General features: G+C 69.7%; 11 protein-coding genes and 1 pseudogene. 5 read left to right on the top strand and 7 right to left on the bottom strand.

Features of this window, described 5'->3' with window-relative positions:
* Positions 1-22: 22 nt before the first annotated feature.
* Complete coding sequence (locus tag JRI60_RS04095) at positions 23-2,926, bottom strand: hypothetical protein (RefSeq protein ID WP_204224563.1); 2,904 nt, start codon at positions 2,924-2,926, stop codon at positions 23-25.
* Between the two features lie 238 nt (positions 2,927-3,164).
* On the opposite strand from JRI60_RS04095, the gene JRI60_RS04100 reads away from it, so the two are divergent.
* The 5 genes from JRI60_RS04100 to JRI60_RS04120 all read left to right on the top strand — a co-directional run bounded on the left by JRI60_RS04100 (position 3,165) and on the right by JRI60_RS04120 (position 10,185).
* Positions 3,165-3,776 carry a hypothetical protein gene (locus JRI60_RS04100; protein ID WP_239470336.1) on the top strand — a complete coding sequence of 204 codons (612 nt, stop codon included), beginning with the start codon at positions 3,165-3,167 and terminating at the stop codon, positions 3,774-3,776.
* Positions 3,777-4,145: 369 nt separating this feature from the next.
* Positions 4,146-6,071, top strand: a complete 1,926-nt coding sequence (locus JRI60_RS04105) for a Hint domain-containing protein (RefSeq protein ID WP_204224564.1) — start codon at positions 4,146-4,148, stop codon at positions 6,069-6,071.
* Between the two features lie 389 nt (positions 6,072-6,460).
* Positions 6,461-8,461, top strand: coding sequence for a Hint domain-containing protein (locus JRI60_RS04110; RefSeq protein WP_204224565.1), 2,001 nt, complete (start codon positions 6,461-6,463; stop codon positions 8,459-8,461).
* Between the two features lie 259 nt (positions 8,462-8,720).
* Positions 8,721-9,011 carry a CBS domain-containing protein gene (locus tag JRI60_RS04115; RefSeq protein WP_204224566.1) on the top strand — a complete coding sequence of 97 codons (291 nt, stop codon included), beginning with the start codon at positions 8,721-8,723 and terminating at the stop codon, positions 9,009-9,011.
* Between the two features lie 472 nt (positions 9,012-9,483).
* A complete protein-coding gene (locus JRI60_RS04120) occupies positions 9,484-10,185 on the top strand; it encodes a nucleotidyltransferase family protein (RefSeq protein ID WP_204224567.1) in 702 nt (233 codons plus the stop codon).
* A 57-nt stretch (positions 10,186-10,242) separates the two neighbouring features.
* Here JRI60_RS04120 and JRI60_RS04125 read toward each other — a convergent pair whose 3' ends face one another.
* The 6 genes and pseudogenes from JRI60_RS04125 to JRI60_RS54940 form a co-directional block, all read right to left on the bottom strand.
* The gene (locus JRI60_RS04125) at positions 10,243-11,154 is read right to left on the bottom strand and encodes a hypothetical protein (protein WP_204224568.1); all 912 of its coding nucleotides are present in this window, start codon (positions 11,152-11,154) and stop codon (positions 10,243-10,245) included.
* Positions 11,155-11,235: 81 nt separating this feature from the next.
* Positions 11,236-12,072 (bottom strand): OmpA/MotB family protein, encoded by an 837-nt coding sequence (locus JRI60_RS04130; RefSeq protein ID WP_204224569.1) that lies wholly within the window; start codon positions 12,070-12,072, stop codon positions 11,236-11,238.
* A 58-nt stretch (positions 12,073-12,130) separates the two neighbouring features.
* The gene (locus JRI60_RS04135) at positions 12,131-12,718 is read right to left on the bottom strand and encodes a hypothetical protein (protein ID WP_204224570.1); all 588 of its coding nucleotides are present in this window, start codon (positions 12,716-12,718) and stop codon (positions 12,131-12,133) included.
* Positions 12,715-13,407, bottom strand: a complete 693-nt coding sequence (locus JRI60_RS04140; protein WP_204224571.1) for a TetR/AcrR family transcriptional regulator — start codon at positions 13,405-13,407, stop codon at positions 12,715-12,717. Before JRI60_RS04140 ends, JRI60_RS04135 begins: the two co-directional genes overlap by 4 nt.
* Before the next feature lie 68 nt (positions 13,408-13,475).
* Entirely contained in the window at positions 13,476-15,251 is a 1,776-nt protein-coding gene (locus JRI60_RS04145; protein ID WP_343213391.1) for an ATP-binding protein, read from the bottom strand.
* A gap of 428 nt (positions 15,252-15,679) precedes the next feature.
* Positions 15,680-16,054: pseudogene (locus tag JRI60_RS54940) on the bottom strand (PAS domain-containing protein); the annotation flags it as partial.
* Between the last annotated feature and the right edge of the window lie 96 nt (positions 16,055-16,150).

A 16,150-nucleotide genomic window follows, 5' to 3' on the forward strand; every position in this document is an offset into this window, starting at 1 on the left:
GTCCTTATGTCGCGAAAGCGGACTACGGTGTATCGCTGAGGAACTGCACCACGTCTGTCTGTGCTTGCTGCGTCACGGTGGGGTTGCCGCCGGTCAGGAAGACATGGCGGGCATCCCCGGGAAGCTCGGCTTCCGTGGGGTCGAATCTGGAGACGCTCAGCTGCCGTGAGGAGCCCCCGCGCGCGTTGGCCGCGTCGATGAGGGCCTGGGTGGTGCTGTTGGGGATGACCTTGTCGCGGGTGATGTACTGCACCAGGGCCCGGCGGTTGGCGGGCACGTCGGGCCCGTTGCTCACGTACCAGGAGGAATTGACGGGGTCGGCCGGGTCGAGGATCCACTGGCCGGTGCGCACGTAGGTGTCGAACGCCGGGCTGCCCTGCGGCATCTGTTGGCTGGCGAGCGTCGCGTAGAGCTTGTCGCGCAGTGTCACGAAGTTCTTGTCGGTGGCCTCGTCGAGCACCTGGGTGAGGCGTCCGCCCGCGGCGTTGAGCACCACGTGGTGCGCGTCCGGAGACACCGCGCCATAGAGGGTACCGAGCAGCCCGCCGAGGCTCTGTCCCAGGTAGTCGAGCTCTCCGCCGTTCAATCCGGGGGCGCCGAGGGCCGCCAGCTGTTGGTTGAAGCTGTTGTCGCCGGTGCCCTGGAGGACGCGGGCGACCTGGGCGAGGTCGATGACCTGGTGGCGGAAGTTGTCGCGCATGACGAAGAAGTTCTGCGGGTCCAGCATGTTCCAGCCGGAGATATCGACCTCCTTCAGCTCGCCCTTGGACGGGTCACCATGGGTGCGGAAGGTCCCGCCCTCGCACTTGTCGTTGTCCCCCGTCGGGTCCACGTCCATGCAGCGGCCCTGGCCCGCGTCGAAGCAGGTGAAGTCGGCGTCGGAGCGGCTGAAGGCGCAGTCCTGGCGCGGCTTGTTGGGCCGGGCGATGCAGCGGCCGAAGGTGGGGCTGGCCGGCTCGTTGTCGCAGCGCTGGTTGACGGGGTCGGCGCAGGCCCAATCATCGGTGGCGGCGGGGTTCTGGAGCACCTCGCGGAGCACGGCCGCGGAGCCCAGGCACATGCTGCGGTCCCCGTGCTTCACGGTGTCGATGGCGATGACGGCGCGCCCGGTGTTGGCCAGCAGGTTGGCGAGGCCCAGCACGTGCTGGTGGTTGCCCGTCAGCCCGTGCCCGAAGAGGGTCACCGGGTAGCCCTCGGGCGGAGCGGCCCTGGCGGGCAGGACGAGCAGGAAGGGGACGCGCTCGTAGCGCCGCCGCCCGGTCTCCATCATGCCGTTGGCGCCCGTGAGGGTGAAGGGCACCACGAGCCGCCCTTCGATGATCTGCTCGATGTGGCCGCGCGGAATCCCCCGCGTGTCCATGACGGGGAAGTAGCGGGAGTTGGCGTTGCGCAGGGCGGTGGGCGCAGCGGGGAGCAGCTCGGGACTGAGGGCGCCGATCTCCGAGGGCAGCGCGTGCAGCTTCCTCAACCCGCTCACCGTGCTCTGCGTGGTGAAGGTCCACGCCAGGGCGATGTCCTTGCGCGCCAGGCCGCTGGCCACCAGCCCCTCCATGAGGCGCGAGAGCTTCGCGCGCCCGGGCTCCAACTGTCGGGCCTGGGCGTCCGACACGCCGGACACCAGGCTCCTGCCGTCCGAGTCCACCAGGGGCGCGCTCAGGCGCAGCAGCGCGAAGGCGCCCGGAGGCACCACTCGCTTGCCCTGCTCGTTCGTCAGACTCGAGGTCAGCACCACCGCGTAGGTGCTGCGCTCCTCCAGGGGCAGGCGCGGGACGAACTGGAGCTGGGAGGGATTGTTGGCCGGGGTGCCGTCGGCCTTCTTGCTGCTCGCGCAGTCCAGGCACACCTGCACGTCGGGCTGTGGCATGGCGCCGGTGGCGGAGAGCTTCAGGAAGCGCGTGGCGGCGGCGAGCCGCGAGGCATCCAGTTTGCCCAGGTCGATGGCGCCACTCGCGTCGCTGTTCTCGGACACGACGGGCATGGTGGTGGAGAAGCCATCCAGCTTGTTCAGTTCCTCGATGAGCGCCTTCTGCTGAGGGGAGGAACCCGGGGGCACCGGCAGGTTCACATGCGAGCCGTCCTCGGAGAGCAGCAGGTCATTGGGGAAGGGGATGACGTTGTGCTCCGGATCGAACGTCACCTCCGGCAGACTCATCACGGTGAAGGTCCACAGGAGGGCCACGTCCTGGCGGGGGATGCCGCGGCTCTCCAGCAGCTCGAGCACCGGCGCGTACTGGACGCGCAGCGCCTCCAGGCGCAGCGCCTTGGCCGCCTGGTCCTTCATGCGGGCGACCACGTCCGTCTCGGTGGAGGGGATGATGTTGGTGACGGACCGGCAGGTGTCGGGCGTCCGCGGCACGCCCTCCTGACACTCGACGAGCGGGGTGGGGGCCCGCAGCAGCGCCCACGTGGGCGAGCCCACCAGCGGCTTGCCCTCGTTGCCCTTCAACCCCTCGGCGCCGCCGATGAGCGCCACCGCGTAGTGGCCGCCCTTGGGCCAGCCCGAGCGAGGCGGCGCGACGGTGAGCAGGCCCTTCTCGGCGTCATAGCCCAGCACGGGCTCGACGATGGGCATGCCCGCCTCGGGCTTCAGGTCGATGAACAGCACACTGGTGGCCTTCACCGTGGCGGGGTCCAGGTCCCGGATGGGCGTGGAGGCCACCGCCGTCGTGGGGAAGCCATCGAGCGTGTTCAGGTAGTCGCGCGTGAACTCCTGCTGGGCCGCGGAGGCGTTCGGGTCCACCGGCGCATCCACCAGCCCCGTCTCCGGGTTGATGGCCAGGTCGTTGGGGGTCGGGACGATGGGCGGCACGGCGGCCGGATCGAACTCGGCGACCACGACGTCGGAGATGCCCGTGGCCGGCTGGGTCTCCTTCTCACACGCGACAGCGCCCAGGGCGAGCACACCGGCTACCCACAGCTTCCTCATGGATGGGACCTCTTCGCTGGCGGAACGGCACGCGGGCGTAACACGGCCAGAAGGCAGACAGAACGTGACGCGTCGAGTCATCCGGCCGGAAGGTATGCCTTCTCACAATGGCGGGCATCCCCCGGCGCGCGGGCCGGAGGGAGTGCATTTCCGGACAGAGCCCGTCGTGGGAGCAACCCGTCGAGTTGGGTGGATTTGGACAGTGCCCGTGGGGTGCTCCGGGGTATAGGTTGAATCCATGAAACGACTGCTCAGTGCGATGATGGTGATGGCGGCCGCGGGCGTTGCCCAGGCCCAGACGCAGCAGACCCCGCCGGCCTCCCAGGCGCAGCCAGGAGCGCCTGCCGCGCAGGGGACGCCTGCTCCACAGGGTGCTCTGGAGGCGGGCGGGCTCACCTGGACGGCGCCCCCCGTCTGGGAGGCGCAGCACGCGCGGCCGATGCGCGTGGCCACCTACAAGATCGCTCCGGCCAAGGGCGACAGCGACGCGGCGGAGCTGGCCATCTTCTACTTCGGTGCCGGACAGGGCGGCGCGGTGGACGCCAACGTGGCGCGCTGGCTGGGCCAGTTCCAGAAGGCCGATGGCGCTCCGGTGACGGACAAGGACGCGCGCACCAAGAAGGAGACCGTCAACGGCCTGCCCCTCACCACCGTGGACGTGAAGGGCACCTATACCGGTGGCGGACCCATGATGGGGCCCTCCACCCCCAAGCCCGGCTACCGTCTGATGGGCGCCATCGTCGAGGGCCCCGAGGGCCCCGTCTTCTTCAAGCTCACCGGCCCCGAGCGCACCGTCGCCAGCGGTGAGAAGGGTTTCCGCAAGCTTTTGGAGTCGGTGAAGAAGAAGTAGGAAAAAGTTTTCCCACTCAGGCTCTGAATTCCTGAGAGGGATTGCGGCCCTCCGTCATGTCCGGAGGGCCGCGTCCGTCCGAGGACACCCTCGAGCGTCGAGCCGCTGACGGCGGCCCCGTTCGGGTGTCCTTGGATTCACACGGAACCACGTTCCCACTGCACGGCGCCCGGGGCGGACACACGTTGGGGGTGAGCCGGGGCGTGTGCATTCCGACCCTCCACTGCGCCACCCCAATGAGTGAACGCGTCACCGGGACTCCTCCTCCCTGCATAGGGGAGGTGCGCCATTACCTCCTTGCTTTGAATGGATAGAGCCATGAGAAGGCCCGCGAAGACATGTCCATGGTTGCCCTCGAGCCTCCTGTCGATGCTGTTGTCGGCCACGCTCCTCGGTGCGTGTACGCAGCAACGACAGCCACCGCCCGCCGAGCAGGTGGACAGGCAGGCGCTCGCCAATGACTCGCGTGTCATGGCCCGGCTCTACGAGGAGTGGCAGCGGTCCCTCCACTCGCAATCGCTGAAGGGGGGCGCCAACGAGCAGATGCCCCTCGACCTCTCCGACGAGGTGCAGTACCGCTTCGTGAAGAACCGGCTGAAGGCCTCGGGGCTGAACGCCCTGAATGCCCCGCGGCTCTTCTCGCGCCTGGAGGAGCTCCACCGGTTGGTGCGTCTGCCCGAGCGGCCCTCGAGGGTCCCGGCGCGGGTGACGGCCCAGGCGGGCTCCGAGGCGGAGTGGTGCGGGCACATGATTCCGCTCGGTGGCGAGGCAGGGGACGCGACGCAGGCCCGCTTCCAGGGCACCGCGCTCGCCTCCTGCTTCAACGGCTCGGACTACGGCTACGTGGACGCCAGCGCCTTCGCCACGGACAAGGCGCGGACGACCTTCGAGCTGCTCGCCACCGAGTACCATGAGGAGTACGCCGGCAAGGTGCTGGAGACGGCGCCCGTCTCCGTCGCGTTGCCGCGCGAGTCCGGCAAGGAGCTCCTCGTCGACTCGCTGGCCATGGCCTTCAACGAGGAGACGGGCCAGGAGCACCTCACCTATACGTCGGTGAGCGCCTCGCTCCATGGGAACACCCCGGTGGACGGCGACTTCATCCTCGAGCACCCGAGGGAGCTGCTCGAGGGCAACCCGTGGGACAAGTCCATCCGCCTCTGCCTGGAGCGCGGCGCCATCAATGGCTCCCTGGATTGTGATTACGGGTCCATCTACATCCGGCCGGATGGCGTGTGGCAGCCATTCCCGGGCTCGGGGGCGGTGGGCATCGCCGCGGTGGACGTCGCGGCCACGCTGGCCTCCAGGCAGCCGGATGGCTCGACGACGTGGATTCCGGACAAGAGCGCCTTCTGGGAGCCCGCGGTGAAGCCTTTCGATCCGGCGCGCTTCCAGGTCCCCACGCGTGGCCGGTTCGTGCCCCACGTGCTGCCGGAGTGCCAGGTGGAGAAGGTGACCAGCAAGGTGGTCGCCGTCCTGACGGAGACCGGTGGGTGGTGCGAGGCGGGCTCGTCCATTGGCACCGTGGTGGGCAAGGGCGAGCTGCCCTGGAAGACGCCCACCGTGTCCGGGGAGTACCCCTTCGACGGCATCCTGGACTTTGGCAAGGGCAACTGCCTGGACAACGCGCAGGGGGTCCGGCTGGAGATGTGGGTCTACGCCGAGGGCCATTGCCCCGACCCCTACGGTGGCGAGCCCGAGTTCTTCCGTTGCCCCTCGAAGAAGGAGGTGAAGCCGGTGGACTACACGCGGCTGTGCATGGCGGAGGGGACGCAGGTGTCGAAGCCGGACGGCACGCGGGTGGCGGTGGAGCAGGTGAAGGTGGGGGACAATCTGCTGACCGACGGCAGCGGGCTGGCGCTGACGGTGACGACGGTGCACCGCGGAGGGGAGAGCAAGCCCCTGGTGAAGCTGCGCGACGCCGAGGGGCGCGAGGTGCGGGTGACGGAGACGCACCCGATGATGACGGTGGCGCGTGGGCTGGTGCAGGCCCGGGAGCTGAAGGTGGGCGAGGCCGTGCTGACGCGTACCGGGGCGAGCAGGCTGGTGGCCGTGGAGCGCGTCCCCTATGACGGGCTCGTCTACAACTTCGCGCTGGGCACTCCGGAGGAGCTGGCCCGCGCCGGCACCGGGGCGCACACGCTGTATGCCAATGGCTTCCTGGTGGGGGACAGCCAGTCGCAGCAGGCGTTGGAGAAGCAGAGGCGGGTGGACGCGCGCGCGTTGCTGGCGCGGCTGAATGGTGCCTGGCATCAGGACTACCAGCTGTCCCAGGCTCGCCAGCACGCCAGGAGATGAGCACGCGGCCCTGGCCGCCCGCCCGGTTTCGCTGAGTCATCGAGGGGCCGCTCCGGACACCGGGGCGGCCCCTCTGCTTTTCACAGACACCCGGCGGGAGGCCAGGGGCATCCGCTCGTCTGGCCGGGTGTCCACCCCGTCTGGCGTATGGGATTGTCCTCTGCTCGCGGGGGTTGTTTGAAGGGTGTCTGTGTTTGGACAGGAGGGGAAAAGCTTTTCACACCCTGTCTTCACATCCAGCGGGGCATCCCCACGTTGATGGGCGAACCGGACAGGTGAGTGGTTGGCCCTTCATCCCACCAGCACCCCTCACGCACCTGCCCCCGCGTTCCTCTTCCCGGCGTTTCGGGGGGAGTGGCGTGTCGTTCTCGTCCCCTGAGGTGAACCCCATGAACGTGTCTTCGACCGCATCATTCCGGATGCTCCGCCGTCTCGTCCCGGCGCTCGCCTGCCTGGCGATGCTGGGCGCCGGCTGCACCCAGCAGAAGGTGCCTCCACCCCAGAACGAGGTGGACAAGCAGACGCTCGAGACGGACTCGCTCTACATGGCCCGGCTCTACGCGAAGTGGGACCAGACCGTCCGCATGCAGGGGGCGGGGCCCGGGCAGGAGCGCGGGCGGATGTCCATCGACCTCGCCGATGATACGCAGTACCGCTTCCTGAAGAACCGGCTCCACTCCGCTGGCAGCACCCCGGACAACTCGCCGCATCTCTTCCGCCGCATCGAGAAGCTGCGCAAGGAGAGGAAGGACGGCATCCCGGACACGGTGACCCGGAAGGACCAGCTCACCTCGACGGGCACCGGCCCGGCCCGGGACAATCCCTGGTGCGGCCACGTGCTGCCGCTCAAGGACGAGGAGGATGCCGACTCCTTGGTGGCGAAGTTCGAGGCCACCGGTCTCGTCACCTGCTTCAAGGGCGCCGACTACGCCTACGTGGACGTCACCGCCTTCGCCACCGATGCCTCGCGCACGAACCTGCGTGTGCTCGACACCCGGGCCGAGGAGCAGTACGCGGGCGCCGTCCTCGAGACGCAGCCCCTGGACCTCCACCTGAAGGTCGGCGAGCACGAGCTGCTGCTCGTGGACTCGCTGTCCCTGGCCTTCAACGAGACGACGGGCGAGGCACACCTGTCCTACACCGTGGCCGAATCGTCCATCGTGGCACTGGGCGTTCACCAGCCGAACATCAACACCATGTACTTCGAGCACCCGCGCGAGCTGATCGGCTCGTTCCAGGCGGACAATGCCATCCGGACCTGCCTGGAGCGGGGGGCCACCGTCGGCTATCTGGACTGTGATTACACGACGGGCAGCAAGGACCCCGTCACGGGCGCCTTCACGCCGTTCGGCAAGCCCTTCACCGGCATCTCCGCCGTGGATGCCGAGGCCACCAAACCGCCCTATGGCTCGTGGCTGCCCAGGCGGGGCGACTACTGGGAGCCGGCCAATGGCGCCTTCGACCCCTCCCACCTCTATGTCGCCATGCGGGGCCGCCATCTCGTCTCGATGCCCACCCGGCTGTGCACCATCGACGAGCGCGACAGCGACGTGTCCGTCATCCTCATGGAGCAGGGCGGGCGGTGCACCGCGGGCAGGAACACGGGAGACCCGGTGCTCAATGGAGGCCTGCCCTTCACGCCCCACAAGTGGGATGACTACTCCCCGGGCATCCTGGTGCTTCCCTTCGATGGGCTGGCGGACTTCGGGAAGGACTGCCTGGACCACATGCAGAATGTCCGCCTCCTCATTCGCTCCACGGTGAAGGCCACCTGCCACCAGATTGGCGTGAATACCGCCGGACAGCAGATCATCCGCACCCGGACCCAGCCCATCCTCAACCTCGACTTCCGCAATGCCTGCCTCGCCGAGGGCACGAAGGTGACGAAGGCGGATGGCTCGCTGGTGGCGGTGGAGCACGTGAAGCAGGGCGACAAGCTGCTGACCAATGGCAGGGGCGTGGCGCTGACGGTGACGACGGTGTCACGCGGCGGCGAGAGCAAGCCCATGGTGAAGCTGCGCGACGAGCGGGGCGGTGAGGTGATGGTGACGGAGACGCACCCGATGGTGACGGCGGCCCGAGGGCTGGTGCAGGCCGGGGAGCTGAAGGTGGGTGACGCCCTGCTCACGCGCACCGGCACCGCGAAGCTGGTCGGGGTGGAGCGCGTGCCCTACACCGGCCAGGTGTTCAACTTCGCGCTGGGCACGCCTGAGGAGCTGGCCTCGGTGGGTCCCGAGGCGCGGACGCTGTATGCCAATGGGTATCTGGTGGGTGACAGTTCCATGCAGTCCCGGCTGGAGCGGCAGCGCAAGCTGGACGCGCGCGAGGTGCTGGCGAAGCTGAACGGCGCCTGGCACGAGGACTACCGCCGGCACCAGGCGCGCAGGTGAGCGCGCGTCCTTCCCGCCCGAGTCCCTGAAATCATCGAGGGGCCGTCCCGGTCATTTCTACCGGGGCGGCCCCTGCGCCTTTCCAGCGGACAGTGGAATGGCGCGGACATGCCGTATGCCCTTCCCTCTGAGCCCGCGCCCGGGGAGGAGGGGGCCAGGGGAGCGGCAGGGGGATTGCTACAGGTCCCGGAGAACCTGGATCACTTCCTTCCTGGAGGTTCCCGTGTCGCGCAGAACTGTCGAGACCCAGATTGTTGCAATGCCAGACATCATCCTCTATCCGCGCGATACGGTGATACGTGCGCTCGAAGTGATGCACCGTTACGGCGTGCACCTGTTGCCAGTGGTGGATGAGCGACACGGCGAGGTGCTCGGCCACGTCTCCGAGGAGGAGCTGCACCGCATCTGGTCCACGCTCCCGCTGGCCCGCATGTCTGAAATTCTGACCGCCCGCGCGGCCCTCGCCTCGGAAGGAATTGCAGGCGAGCGGCCCTCGCGCATCGTCTTCGTCCCCGGTGGGCAGGGCTCGCGCTCCTCCTGGCTGCACTAGCGCGAGGGTAGACCTCGGTGTGGTGCCGTGGGGCCCTTCCCAGGATGAGGTCCTCCCCCGCCCGCCACACCCGTTTCACGGGCCCCCCTGGAAGGCGCGGGCCCACGTCTCGTTCCAGTGCTCCGGGTGGCCGGGCCCCCTGCGCGTCAGCGCCAGCGGCGCCCCCCCTGTCCCATGGGGCGAGGACGATGTCTCCCAGTGACAGTTCCTGTACGAATTCCCGGTGCGACTCGCCGTCGCCGTGCCGCCGCGGTGGGTGCGCGGACGGCTCGTGGCGCGTGGGTGATGAAATCGGGAAGTTCGCTCATGGGCGGAATTCCGTATCACTTCCACGCATGGCCAACATCTGGCCGTCCGCGACTGCCTCCTTCCCAACGACCTGCCCTCGGGGTCGCGGCCAGATCGCTCCACGCTTGCCAGGGTGTAGGCGGTCGTCCCCGCGCCTAAACGGCGGGGCTTGAGGAGGCGTGGCATGAAGGCTGTGGCAATCATCCTCGCTGCGGGCGAGTCCAGGAAGATGGGCTATCCCAAGGCGCTCATCGAGCACGAGGGGGGCAGAAGCTTCCTCCAATCGCTCGCGTCGACGTTCGGCAAGGCGGGGTGCACCATCATCGGCGTCATTGGCAAGGACGCCGATGCCGTGCGAGATCAGCACCCCACCGTTCATCTGGTGGAGAACGAGCGGTGGCAGGACGGTCAGCTCGCCTCGGTGAAGACCGGGTTGGAGGAGGCCTTCGAGGAAGGCGCGGACGTGGTGCTCATCCACCCCGTGGACATGCCCGCCCTTCGGGCCTCCACCCTCAAGTCGCTCATCAAGGCGCTCGGCGACTCCGTGGAGGGGCTGCGTCCCGAGTACGAGGGAGCCTCCGGCTTCCCCATCGTCCTCTCGCGCGCCGCCGCCGAGCGGCTGCGGGACGGGGACTCCGGCGAGACGCTGCTCGAGGGCGCCCTGCGCGGCGTGCAGCTGCGCCGCATCCCCGTGAAGGACCCGGGCGTCGTCGTCAACATCAACACCCCGGAGACCTATGAGCGCCTGTTCGGCTCCGCTCCGAAGCTCGCTCCTCCCCCCAAGCGCCGGGGCAAGAAGGGCGGCGAGTCTTCCGCCGGGGCGAGCGCGGGCTCGGGGGCCTCGGCTCCCATGGAGGCGTCCTCCGAGGGACTCTCCGGAAAGTGAGCCCGGGGCGCGGAAGACCCTCACCCTTTCCCTCTCCCAGAGGGAGAGGGGGAGATGTCAGATGTTCAGGCCGAGGCCTACGTAGGGACCACTGAGGACGTCCTGGTTGGCGTCTCCACCCGCCAGGCCCCGGTCATTCAGCAGCATCCAGCGCCAGCCGCCTCGCAGGGTCAGGATGCCCATGTGCAGCCCGAGCCCCGCCTGCGCGTCCAGTTGCATGTACGGCACCGGCACCAGTTGTGCCCGGCCTTCCAGGTCCATCGCGCCGAACAGGCACCGCTCGAAGGACAGGGCGATGCTCGGGCCCACCAGCGCCACGTCCGGCGCCCTCGCTCCCGCCACTCCCGCCTCGGCGCGCAGCCGCCCCTCGTCGCCCGTGAGCAGCGCGTACGTCAGGTGCACCGAGTACAGCTCCAGCTTGTCCGTCCCCGCCGTCCCGTCATCCGTGGGCAGCTTCATCGAGGTCATCGCTCCGCCCACACCCCAGTGCAGCCCCTCGAGCCCCAGGTTCAGCGCCATCGCCGCACCGCCCCCCAGCGCCTGTCCTTCCACCCCCGTCCGGAAAAGCATCAGGTTGCGCGAGCGCGTCTCTCGCGGCTGCCGCTGCTCGACCACCTCCTGCTGCACCGCCACGGGCGGCGGGGGCGGCGGGTAGTACGTCGTCTCGTTGGCCGCGTGCACCTCGCTCGCCACGTGGGCCACGTCGACGAGGAAGGAGAGCACGGACAGCGCCGTATCCACGTCCGAGCGGACGTCCGAGTAGCTGGAGCCGGAGTTGTGTGACCTTCCGCCTCCCCCACTGCTACTCCCGCCGCTCTGGCCCACCGCGGTGGCGTCGTGGACCTTGTCTGACTTGGAGTCTCCGTCATCGTCGGACGAGCGCTTGCCGAAGCGCGCCTCCGCCGGGCCAGAGGTGAGGAACAGGCCTGTCGTCAGGGCCGCGCACAGCAGTTGGCGGAGGTGGGGCACGGAGCGCCCTCCTGGAGAAGCGGATGGAAGTGGGTGACCTGGGGCTCGGACGTCCGCCTGCTCCGTTTATTCACCGCGTTTTTACCGCTTGGGGGACGGGCGTTTCTTCGCCATCCGCGCATCCGCCGGAGCTGGCGGCGGCGGCGGGGGTTGTCGCGGCGCCGGCGCCGGCATCAGCTGCAACTCGAGTCTCCGGTTCCGCTCCCGCGCCTGCGGTCCATCATCCGGTACCACCGGGTGGTATTGCCCGTAGCCCGCCGCCACCAGCTTCTCCGGCGGCAGCTTCACCGTGTCTCCCAGGAAGTGCACCACCGTGACCGCTCGCGCCGCCGACAGCTCCCAGCTCGTCCCGGGCACGCTCGTCTCCGGCGTCTCCCGCACCGCGTCCGTGTGTGCGGCCACCTGCACCAGGTGCCCCTCCACCCCTCCCAGTTTCGCACCCACCCGCGTCAGCAGCTCCGCTCCCCCGGGGGTCAGCTCCGCCCCGCGCGGCTCGAAGAGCAGGTGTTCCGCCAGCTCCAACCGCAGACGGCCCTCGGCCTCCTCCAGGAAGGCCTCGCCCTTCTCCAGCTCCGTCTTCAGGAGGGGCTCGAGCTCCGCCCTTGCCGCCTCCCGCTTCGAGAGCTGTGCTCCCGGCTCCAGGGACTTCTTGCCGAGCGCCGCCGTCAGTCCCTGTTGCTGCTGCTCCAGCACGCGCAGCCTCCGCGTCATGCTGTCGCGCAGCACCTGCAGCTCCGCCACCCGCGCCTCGGAGTCCGCCGCCTCTCGCTCCAGTTGCTCCACCCGCGTCAGCAGCGAGGAGATGGATCGCGAGGCCAGCCACCCGCCCACCATCGACACACCCAGCGAGCCCGCCAGCAGCCACCACGGCAGCCGCGCGCGACGGCGCTTCTCCGTGTCGCTCGCTGTCCGCTCCATCCAGGGGCCTCCCTAGGCACTCGGGGTTGGAGCTTCGAGTCTACTCCCTCGTGCCGCTTCAGCGCAGCAGGCCCGCCAGCAGCCAGGCCCCCAGCACCAGCGGGCTCAGTGTCACGGCCGCGCCCAGTGCCCCCATGAGCAGCGCCGCGCACGACCAGCCCGCGAAGGCGAGTCTGTCCTTCCTCGTCGGCGCGGGCACCGGCGCATCCATCCCGCGCTCCCGCTTCATCTCCTCCACCGTCTTCCCCAGCAGGGCGTCGCCGTACTCGGTCCGGTAGAGGTTGCCCGTGTACCGGCCCCTCTGGAAGGCCCTCGCCACCCTGCGCGGCATGAAGCACAGCCCCACCCCCATCCCCCCCAGGTTCAGCGCCCAGGCCACCCAGTGGTTCGTGCACCCTCCCGCGACCTCCCAGGCCGATATCTCGCACTCGCCCGGGAAGTCCGTGCGGTAGCCCGTCAGCACGTGGTGCAGGTCATGGAAGCGCAGCGCCCGCACCCGCTCCGCCGAGTTGGGGAACCACACCGGCAACGGGCCCACGTCCACCCGCACCCACCGCTCGTCGTAGTTGCCCCCCTGCCCGAAGCCGTTCTCCTCGAAATATCGCTCGCGCGCCTGCCGCAGCGTGAGCGCCGCCTCCTGGCTCATGACTGTCTCCGCTTCTTCCGGGGAAGGGTGTCCGCGCCCGGCCCGAAGCCCCGGAGCTGGAGCGCGAGCGTGCGTTCGAGCATGGGTCGCCAGCTCTCCCCCGGGCCCAGTGCCCCGGACAGCCAGGCGATCAGCGTCGTGACGTACAGCGAGAAGAGATTGAGGCCGGCCACTTCCAGGTCCACCTCGGGCGCCACCTCGCCGCGCTCGCGCGCCGCCACCACCAGCTCCGCCAGCCGCGCCGCGAAGGCCCGCTCCAACCTCATGCGCTCACCCGCGGGCCCCGGCTCCACGAAGAGCAGCTCCCGGATGAACGTGCGCGCCAGCCCCGGCTCCTTCGCGTAGAAGGTGAAGAAGCCCTCGAAGACGTGCAGCAGCTGCTCGAGCAGCGGTGCCTCCCGGGGCAGCGTGCGGAAGCGCTCCTCCTGCACCGCCTCCACCCGCTCGGAGAGCACCAGCATCAGCAGCTCCTCCTTCGTGCGCGCGTAGAGGAACAGCGTCCCCGTCGCCACGCCCGCCCGCTGGGCGATCTCCCGCGTCGTCGTCTCCGCGAAGCCCTTCTTCGCGAAGAGCTCCCGCGCCGCCTCGCGGATGCGCTCCAGCTTCTCCTGCTTGTTGCGCTCCCTCAGTCCGGGCGCCTCGGCGTCCTCCCGTGGAGGGCTGGTTTTTCGAGAAGTGACCATGCTCATTTATGAGCATGCTCAGTTTTTCGGCGCGGCGCAACCCATTCGTACCGGACGGCAGGGGAGGGAAGGGGTCAGCCGAGCGGGAGGCGGAGGCGGAAGAGGGAGCCCTGGCCGGGGGTGCTCTCCACCGACAGCTCGCCCCCATGGGCACGGGCGAGCTGCCGCGCCACGTAGAGGCCCAGTCCCAGGCTCTCGCGCGAGTGCCGGCCCGAGGCCCGCTGGTAGCGCTCGAAGACGCGGGCCTGCGCCTCCGGGGAGATGCCCGGCCCGTAGTCGCGCACCCCGAGCACCGCCTCCGTCCCCTGGCGCGCCACGCTCAGCTCCACCGGCTGGCCGGGGGCGTACTTCATCGCGTTGGACAGCAGGTTCATCAGCACCTGCTCCACCCGGAGCCGGTCCACCCTCGCCCTCACGGGCGCGTCCGCGTCCACCACCGCGACGCACCCGGCCTCCGCCAGCTTCTCCTCGAAGCGCATCACCAGCCGCCGCACCACCTCGGAGAGGTCCACCTCTTCCAGCTCCAGCTCCAGCCGTCCGGTGGAGATGCGTGACACGTCCAGCAGGTGGTTGACCAGCTGCTCCAGCCGCTCCGTCTGCCGCTGCGCCATCACCAGCGACTGCTTCAGCCGCTCCGGGGTGGGCATGTTGCCCGCGTCCACCGCGCGCTGCAGGGACACCAGTTGCAGGCTCAGCGCGGACAGCGGCGTGCGCAGCTCGTGCGTGGCGATGGCCACGAACTCGTCCCGGGCCTCCACCGCCCGCGCCGCCTGTTGGAAGAGTGTCGCGTTGTCCACCGCCAGCGCCGCGCGCCAGGCCAGGTCCTCCAGGAAGCCCAGGTCCCGCTCCGTGTAGCGGCGCGCCGTCTCCAGGCTCAGCACCGTCAGCACGCCCAGCGTGCGCTCCCGCGCGATGAGCGGCACCATCATCACCGAGCGCGGCCTCAGCTCCCTGAGCACCCGCAGGTGCTCGTCCTGGCTGGCGGCGGTGTCCAGCATCGCCTCCGTCACCTCGGACAGCAGCCAGGGCCGGCCCGACTTCAGCACCTCCCACAGGGGCGAGCCCGGCCGGGGTGGAGGCGCCATGCGCATGGCCTCCTCGAGGTGCGGCGAGGTGCCGGGCTGTCGCGCCGCCACCGCCATCCGCTCCAGGCGCTGTCCGTCCTCGGAGCGCACGTCCACCAGGCAGTAGTCCGCCAGCTGCTCCGCCACCACCCGCGCGGTGCTCTCCAGCGTCGCGCGCAGATCCAACGAGGAGGACAGGCGCGTGGTGGCCTCGGCGAGGAAGCGCAGGCCCCCCTCCACCCGCTTCTCCTCGGTGGTGTCCAGCACCGTCACCCCCACCCCCAGCGTCTCCCCGTCCACCTTCACCGGGAAGAAGGAGGTGCGCACCGGGCGCGGTGGGATGTCGGGACGCGCGGGCACCACGTTCTCCCGGTTCAGCAGGGGCTCACCGCTCTCCATCACGCCGCGCAGCAGCGCTTCCACGTGCGTGGACCTCTCCAGCTCCGGCAGCACCTCGTGCACGGTGCGCCCCAGGTGCTCCTCTCGCGTCTTGCCGTTGATGGTGGCCAGCACCGGGTTGACGTGGACGTAGCGCAGCTCCCGGTCCAGGAAGCCCATGCCCACCGGAGAGGCGGCGAGGAAGGCCTCCAACAAGGCCAGCGAGGTGTCTCGCGCCCTCAGTGCCCCCTGCGCCTCCCGGTAGAGGCGGGCATGCTCCACCACGAAGGACACGCGCCGGGCGAGCTCCTCGGCGTACTTCGTCTCCTGCTCCGTGTAGCGCCGGCCCGGGGTGAAGAGGACGAGGTTGATGACGCCCAGCCGCCGCTCCCCCAACACCAGGGGCACCACCAGGCAGGCGCTCCCCCCAGCTCCGCCAGCAGCCGCCGGTGCTCCGGCGAGCGCGCGTGCGCGTCCAGGTGCTCGGGGGTGATGTCCGGCACCAGCAGCGGACGGCCCTCGGTGAAGACCCGGGCCACCGGGCTCGTGCCTCCCAGCTTCGGAGGAAGGTGCATCGCCTGGCGCAGCAGCGTGTCGCGCCTCGGGTCCCTCGCGGCGACCGCCAGCCGGTGCAACTCCCCGTCGTCGCCCAGCACGTCGATGACGCAGCCCTCGGCCAGCTGGCGCGTGGCCAGCCGCGCCACCGCCTGCAGTGTGCTCTCCCAATCCAGCGACTCCACCAGCAGGCGCGTGGCCTCGGTGAGGAAGTCCTCGGCGTGCTCCGCCTGCCGCCGCGTGGTGATGTCCACCTTCACCGCCACCGCCCCCAGCAGCGTGCCCTGCGTGTCCTTCAACGCCGTGGTGGAGTGCAGCACGGTGCGCCGCGTGCCGTCGAAGCCGACGATGTCCACTTCCTCGTTCACCACCGGCTTCCCGTCGCGCAGCGTGCGCGCCAGCGCCCACTCGTGAGGCTCCAGCCGCCGGCCACTCTCCGGCCAGTAGCCTTCGTAGACTCCGTAGCCCTCCAGGGCCACTCGCGGCAGCTCGCCTCCCCAGATGCTCTCCGCGCTGGGGTTGGACTCCACGAGCCGTCCTCGCTCATCCACGATGAAGACGCCCACCGGCATCATCCGCAGCACCGCGCGCAGCTGGTCCCGGTCGGCCAGCAGGGCTGCTGCCGCCGAGGAGCCGGATTGGTTGGTATAGGCCATCGCTGTGCGGAATCCCCCGACCCCACTAAGGCAGGGCGCGCGCGGAGGGCGCAAGCGGACTTCCCCGAATCCGTTCGAAAAAGATGAGGCGGCGCG

Origin of the sequence: Archangium violaceum (assembly GCF_016887565.1) — a bacterium.
Classification (GTDB): Bacteria; Myxococcota; Myxococcia; order Myxococcales; family Myxococcaceae; genus Archangium; species Archangium violaceum_B.

Coding starts and splice junctions, on each gene's coding strand:
- JRI60_RS04115 (WP_204224566.1), top strand. CDS start 8,721: ATGCCAGACATCATCCTCTATCCGCGCGATACGGTGATACGTGCGCTC.
- JRI60_RS04100 (WP_239470336.1), top strand. CDS start 3,165: ATGAAACGACTGCTCAGTGCGATGATGGTGATGGCGGCCGCGGGCGTT.
- JRI60_RS04095 (WP_204224563.1), bottom strand. CDS start 2,926: ATGAGGAAGCTGTGGGTAGCCGGTGTGCTCGCCCTGGGCGCTGTCGCG.
- JRI60_RS04130 (WP_204224569.1), bottom strand. CDS start 12,072: ATGGAGCGGACAGCGAGCGACACGGAGAAGCGCCGTCGCGCGCGGCTG.
- JRI60_RS04105 (WP_204224564.1), top strand. CDS start 4,146: ATGCTGTTGTCGGCCACGCTCCTCGGTGCGTGTACGCAGCAACGACAG.
- JRI60_RS04120 (WP_204224567.1), top strand. CDS start 9,484: ATGAAGGCTGTGGCAATCATCCTCGCTGCGGGCGAGTCCAGGAAGATG.
- JRI60_RS04110 (WP_204224565.1), top strand. CDS start 6,461: ATGAACGTGTCTTCGACCGCATCATTCCGGATGCTCCGCCGTCTCGTC.
- JRI60_RS04140 (WP_204224571.1), bottom strand. CDS start 13,407: ATGAGCATGGTCACTTCTCGAAAAACCAGCCCTCCACGGGAGGACGCC.
- JRI60_RS04135 (WP_204224570.1), bottom strand. CDS start 12,718: ATGAGCCAGGAGGCGGCGCTCACGCTGCGGCAGGCGCGCGAGCGATAT.